Raw genomic sequence first — 6,053 nt, forward strand, 5'->3', positions numbered from 1 at the left:
AAAATACTCCCCTTGAATGCGGGTCCCTGTACTTATTGTGCAAAGTGTGCCTATCTTGTGGGAGAAAAGTGCAAATTTCCTGACAAAGCAGTGTCTTCCGTTGAAGCAAATGGAATTGATGTAATGGCCCTGGTAAAATCCTCTGGAATACCCTATAACAATGGTAAAAATACGGTTTCATTTGTAGCACTAATATTATTCAATATTTAAAATACAATGTTAAAAGGCTTGAAGCAATTTTTGCTGCAGGCCTTTTTAAACTTTTCCAAGTAGAAAGTTCTAGGGGGGTGTTTTTGCACACCATGTTCAAATAACCTGTCGATGTTTAATTGCCTTTGGATTGGGCTTATGTAATAATCTCAGAAGAGGCAGTTTCAGCATACGATTAATTCCTTGGGATACACAAAACAGTAGCCTTTAGGGGCTACTGTACCTGTCTGTTCGAACGAGCTCTAGAGGGTTTTAAAGGGCAGGATGAATAACGCAGGTAAGAGTAAAGGTAAAGTTTTATTATCTTAATGAGGGGGACTGACGATGATTAGTAATTATGATATCTCGCAAGCCATGACCATCAAATTAGATCTTGAATTGCCAGAGGTCCAAGAATTTAAAGATGGAATCAGGAGAGCTCCAGACAGAGGGTTTAGTTTAACACCAGCTCAAACGAAAATTGCTTTAAAAAATGCCTTGCGCTATGTTCCGGAAGAATTCCATGAGACGTTGGCCCCGGAATTTCTGGAGGAATTGCGGACTAGAGGTAGAATTTATGCTTATCGTTTCAGACCGACTGGACGATTATCTGGGAAACCCATCGATGAATATAAGGGAAACTGCACAGAAGGCAAGTCCTTTCAAGTCATGATCGATAATAACTTGGATTTTGAGGTAGCCCTTTATCCCTATGAACTTGTAACCTATGGCGAAACGGGAAGTGTCTGCCAAAACTGGCTGCAGTATCGTTTGATCAAAAAATATCTTGAAGTGATGACAGACCAGCAGACCTTGGTGATGGAATCGGGCCATCCTGTAGGCTTATTCCCCTCTCGACCGGAAGCGCCTAGGGTAATTATCACCAATGCTTTAATGGTGGGTATGTTTGATAATCAGAAGGATTGGGAAATTGCTGAACAAATGGGTGTCGCTAACTATGGTCAGATGACGGCAGGTGGATGGATGTATATTGGACCGCAGGGGATTGTCCATGGCACGTTTAACACCTTACTCAATGCCGGAAGACTAAGGTTAGGAATCCCACATGATGGGGATATTCGAGGGCATTTATTTATCTCGTCGGGCCTTGGTGGGATGAGTGGGGCTCAGGGAAAATCAGTAGAAATAGCCCAAGGGGTTGGTATTATCGCTGAAGTTGATGAATCTAGAATTAAGACCCGTTATGATCAGGGTTGGGTTAGTCGAGTTTCTTCAGATCTTGCCGAAGTCTTTAACATTGCCGCTGAGTATGTGCAGAAGAAAGAACCCATGTCGATTGCTTACCAAGGTAATGTCGTGGATTTATTGGAGTATGCCGTTAAACATAATATAAAAGTGGATTTACTCTCCGACCAAACGTCTTGCCATGTTGCCTATGAAGGGGGTTACTGTCCGCAGGGGGTTTCCTTTGAAGAGAGGACAAGGTTACTCGGAACGGATCGGATTAGATTTAAGGATTTGGTAGATCAAAGTTTAAGACGCCAATACGAATTGATCTGCACTTTGGTGGAACGAGGTACCTATTTCTTTGACTATGGAAATTCGTTTATGAAAGCGGTTTATGATGCTGGGGTAAAAGAGATATCCAAAAACGGCGTGGATGAAAAAGACGGTTTTATTTTCCCGTCCTATGTTGAAGATATTATGGGTCCAGAGCTTTTTGATTATGGGTACGGACCTTTCAGGTGGGTTTGTCTCAGTGGCAAAAAGGAAGATTTGAGAAAAACTGACGAGGCAGCCATGTCTTGTATTGATCCGACCCGCCGGGGTCAAGATCGGGACAACTATATTTGGATTCAGGATGCCGAGAAAAATAAACTCGTCGTCGGTACCCAAGCGAGGATTCTTTACCAGGATGCCGAGGGAAGGATTAGAATTGCGCTGAAATTTAATGAGATGATTCGTGCCGGAGAGATTGGGCCGGTCATGTTGGGACGGGATCATCATGATGTGAGTGGAACTGATTCTCCATTTAGGGAAACAGCCAACATTAAAGATGGGAGCAATGTTATGGCCGATATGGCCGTCCAAAGCTTTGCTGGAGATGCAGCAAGGGGGATGAGTCTCGTATCCCTTCACAATGGTGGGGGCGTCGGGATTGGTAAAGCCATCAATGGTGGTTTCGGCTTGGTGCTTGACGGGAGCGAACGTGTAGATAACGTTATTAAATCCGCTCTTTTATGGGACGTCATGGGCGGAGTGGCACGACGGTCGTGGGCCAGAAATGAGCACTCCATTGAAACAAGCCTTGAGTTTAATGAACGTTACAAAGGTTCAGGGCATATTACGGTTCCCTTTATTCCGAAAGAGGAATTAGTGGATGAACTAGTTGACGGATTATTTGGACCAAAATGAGGGGCGACGCAAGTTGGGGACGGTTCTTGACTTACATTAAGGTAGAGCAAATGAAGGGAGCAGGTAGATTGAATCTTAAAGAGTTTAGTTTAAGTGAATTTGCCCAGGAGGTGGCGTCGTCTTCCCCTGCGCCAGGTGGCGGAAGCGTGGCGGCTTATGCTGGGGCTCAAGGATCTGCTCTTGTTGCCATGGTATGTCGTCTGACTCTGGGACGAGAGAAATTTTCGGCGGTCCAACATGAGATGAAGTCTTTGCTGGAAGACGCAGTGGCGAGGCAAGAGCGGTTATTGGCTCTTGTTGAAGAGGATACTCAAGGTTTTACGGTTGTGATGGAGGCCTTAGGTCTCCCTAAGAATAGTGAGGAAGAAAAACTCCTTCGTCGTGAAGCTTTGGAAACAGCTACATTTAAGGCAGCAGAGATTCCTCTGCGCACAGCTAAAGAATGTTTGGCTGGATTGCGTGAAATGCCCGGCTTGTTGGCTAAGGGAAATCCTAACGCTTTAAGTGATATGGGAGTTGCGGCTCTTATGTTTAAGTCTGGTTTAGAAGGGGCCCTCTATAACGTGCAAATAAATGCTTTGGGGTTAAAGTCCCTCAAGACGAAAGAGGACTTGCTGGAGGAATGTCGAGGAATACGAGGAGAGGGAAACAGGTTATTTGAAGAAAGCCAGGGTAGTGTATTGGAGAGGTTAAAGTAGATACTAGGAATCAGAGCTTTAGGGAGATGTTGTATGTGGTAAAAGTCGTAGAATGTATTCCGAATATTAGTGAGGGTCGGCGGCTGGATGTTGTTGAGGAAATTCTCGCTGAGGTGAGGCAAGTGGCGGGTGTGACTTTGCTGGATTATTCTAGCAATGCGGATCACAATCGGACAGTTATAAGTATGATTGGTGAGCCAGAAAAAGTGCTTGAGGCTGCCTGGAGATTGATTTCTAAAGCGGCTGAAAAGATTGACCTTGATCAACATCAAGGGGAACATCCGCGCATGGGGGCTACGGATGTTGTCCCTTTCGTTCCTGTCCGAGGGATGACGATGGAAGAATGTGTTGATCTAGCCAAAACATTAGGGGAACGTGTGGGTCGGGAATTATTGATTCCTGTCTATCTCTACGAGAAGGCGGCGTCTAGGCCTGAACGGCGCAATTTGGCGGAAGTGCGTAGAGGGCAATATGAAGGGCTAAAGGAGAGTATTGCGACTTCTGAGCGCACCCCGGATTATGGGCCAAGTGAGTTGGGAAAGGCTGGGGCGATTGCTATTGGAGCTCGTCCCCCTCTAGTTGCCTTTAATGTGAACTTGGGGACAACGAATCTTGAGATTGGCAAAGCCATTGCCAAAGGAATACGGGGTAGTTCAGGTGGATTTGTGAATATTAAAGCCTTAGGGATTGATCTTTCGGAGCAAGGGCTTGTGCAAATTTCTATGAATATGGTGGATACTCAGGGGACTCCACTGTATCGGGCTTTGGAATTTATTAAAACAGAAGCGGCTCATTTTGGTGTGCCTATTGTCGGTAGCGAAATTGTCGGGCTTGTTCCGCTTGATGCTATGATGGATGTGGCAACCTACTATTTGGGGTTGCATGATTTCTCAAGTGAGCAGATTTTGGAGAAACGCGTATTTGGGTTTTAGGAGCTTTGGCGCGAGCGGAGGTGCAAAATGCTCGTTAAGAGGAGATGATTTTGTGAAGTTTGCGGATCTTTTGATTCATTCTGCTTCTACTATGGTGACGATGGAAGGTCACTCGGGTAGTCCTGCTCGTGGGGAGAAGATGTCCGAGGTTGGTTTGCGGGAAGACGGTGCGGTCGCTATGCGTGAGGGTGCGATCGTAGCGGTTGGTACAACGGAGGAAGTTTTAGCGGGTGGTTGGGTTGGACCAGAAACGAGGCGAATAAGTGCCCAGGGAAAGGTTGTTTCTCCGGGATTTGTCGATCCGCATACACACGTTATCTATGCTGGTTCACGCGAAAATGAATTGTCCTTGAAACTGAAAGGTGTCCCCTATCTTGAGATCCTTAAACAAGGCGGGGGGATTCTTTCAACGGTGCGGAGTACAAAGCAGGCTACTGATGAAGAGATTAAGGCCCAAACAAGGCGCCGCCTCCAGACGATGCTTAGCTTAGGAACGACGACGGTAGAAGTAAAGAGTGGGTATGGATTGACATTAGATGAAGAAATGCGGGCGTTGCGTCTCATTAAGGAATTAGACAGTGAACAGGTAATCGATCTGGTACCCACGTTTATGGGAGCACATGCGGTTCCGTCGGGTTATAGTGAAGAGGAGTTTACAAACTATATTATCGCAGATGTGTTGCCACAAATTGCTGCTCGTAATCTAGCAGAGTTCTGTGATGTTTTCTGCGAGCCTGGGATTTTTAGTGTCCACTCTAGCGAGAGAATTTTATCGAAAGCTAAACAACTTAACTTTAGGTTGAAGATCCATGCCGATGAATTAGACGCGGCAGGAGGAGCAGAATTGGCAGCGAAACTGGGCGTAACGAGTGCGGACCATTTACTCCAAGCTTCGGATGGCGGGATTGCCGCTCTTGCTGAACAAGGGGTGATCGCGGTACTGCTTCCGGCGACGTCTTTCAACCTTGCCAAGAATTCTTATGCCCGAGCGAGAGACATGATTAGTGCGGGGGTCCCCGTCGCTTTGGCTACGGATTCGAATCCGGGGTCATCCCCAACGGAGTCAATGCCTCTTGTTTTAACTCTTGCTTGTCTTTATCTTCGCCTTACTCCTGAGGAAGCCTTGACGGCGGCGACTATAAATGCTGCGCATGCCATTGGCAGGGCGGATGAGGTAGGAAGTATAGAAGTGGGGAAACAGGGAGATGTTCTTATTCTCGACATACCAAATTTGAATTATTTGCCGTATCATTTTGGAAATAATCCAGTTGGGACAGTGATTAAACGTGGGAAAGTGGTTTGGAATGTTAATCCCCTAAATGGTACTTCTTAATCTTACGTTAAGTGTAGGGACGCTCATATTGAGCAATTCCGCGATATGATGGCGGTGGAGGGCATTGTTATCCGGGAAACAGATGGAATTATTGAAAATAATTCTGAAAAAACTATTGAAAACCTTGGGCGCCTCGCTAATCAAGGCACCCGTGAAGTAGATCGGATCGTTCTGGATATTATGGTTCATAAGAAAGTAACAGTAGAATAAGGGATGGACAAACCATCTTCGGACCTGTAAAATAGTTACATATGGTTAGAAGGTTGAGATTCAACCTAGGGAGGATTACTTGCATGGATCAAGAAACTCGAGAGATGTTTGGAAAAGTCCTTGGCTTACTTGAAATCATGAAGACAGACGTATCAACATTAAAGACAGACGTATCTACGTTAAAGACAGACGTATCAACATTAAAGACAGACGTATCTACGTTAAAGACAGACGTATCTACGTTAAAGACAGACGTATCAACATTAAAGACAGACGTATCAACATTAAAGACAGACGTATCAACATTAAAGACAG

Annotated in this window: 6 protein-coding genes and 1 pseudogene; all 7 read left to right on the forward strand. The window is 45.5% G+C overall.

The features are described from left to right. A partial coding sequence (locus DSOL_RS25265) for a DUF2284 domain-containing protein (RefSeq protein ID WP_218959009.1) occupies positions 1-210 on the forward strand: 210 nt, incomplete at its 5' end. 324 nt (positions 211-534) lie between these two features. Next, the gene (gene hutU, locus DSOL_RS25270; RefSeq protein WP_075367473.1) at positions 535-2,565 is read left to right on the forward strand and encodes a urocanate hydratase; all 2,031 of its coding nucleotides are present in this window, start codon (positions 535-537) and stop codon (positions 2,563-2,565) included. A 26-nt stretch (positions 2,566-2,591) separates the two neighbouring features. Continuing rightward, positions 2,592-3,263: a cyclodeaminase/cyclohydrolase family protein gene (locus tag DSOL_RS25275; RefSeq protein WP_235839002.1), complete on the forward strand. Its 672-nt coding sequence runs from the start codon at positions 2,592-2,594 to the stop codon at positions 3,261-3,263. A gap of 35 nt (positions 3,264-3,298) precedes the next feature. Next, positions 3,299-4,195, forward strand: coding sequence for a glutamate formimidoyltransferase (ftcD, locus tag DSOL_RS25280; RefSeq protein WP_075367474.1), 897 nt, complete (start codon positions 3,299-3,301; stop codon positions 4,193-4,195). Between the two features lie 52 nt (positions 4,196-4,247). Then, a complete protein-coding gene (hutI, locus tag DSOL_RS25285; protein ID WP_075367476.1) occupies positions 4,248-5,528 on the forward strand; it encodes an imidazolonepropionase in 1,281 nt (426 codons plus the stop codon). A 45-nt stretch (positions 5,529-5,573) separates the two neighbouring features. Further along, positions 5,574-5,738, forward strand: coding sequence for a hypothetical protein (locus DSOL_RS27705; RefSeq protein WP_207649680.1), 165 nt, complete (start codon positions 5,574-5,576; stop codon positions 5,736-5,738). Between the two features lie 83 nt (positions 5,739-5,821). Next, positions 5,822-6,053: pseudogene (locus tag DSOL_RS25290) on the forward strand (hypothetical protein); the annotation flags it as partial.

Origin of the sequence: Desulfosporosinus metallidurans, from assembly GCF_001936615.1 — a bacterium.
Classification (GTDB): Bacteria; Bacillota; Desulfitobacteriia; order Desulfitobacteriales; family Desulfitobacteriaceae; genus Desulfosporosinus; species Desulfosporosinus metallidurans.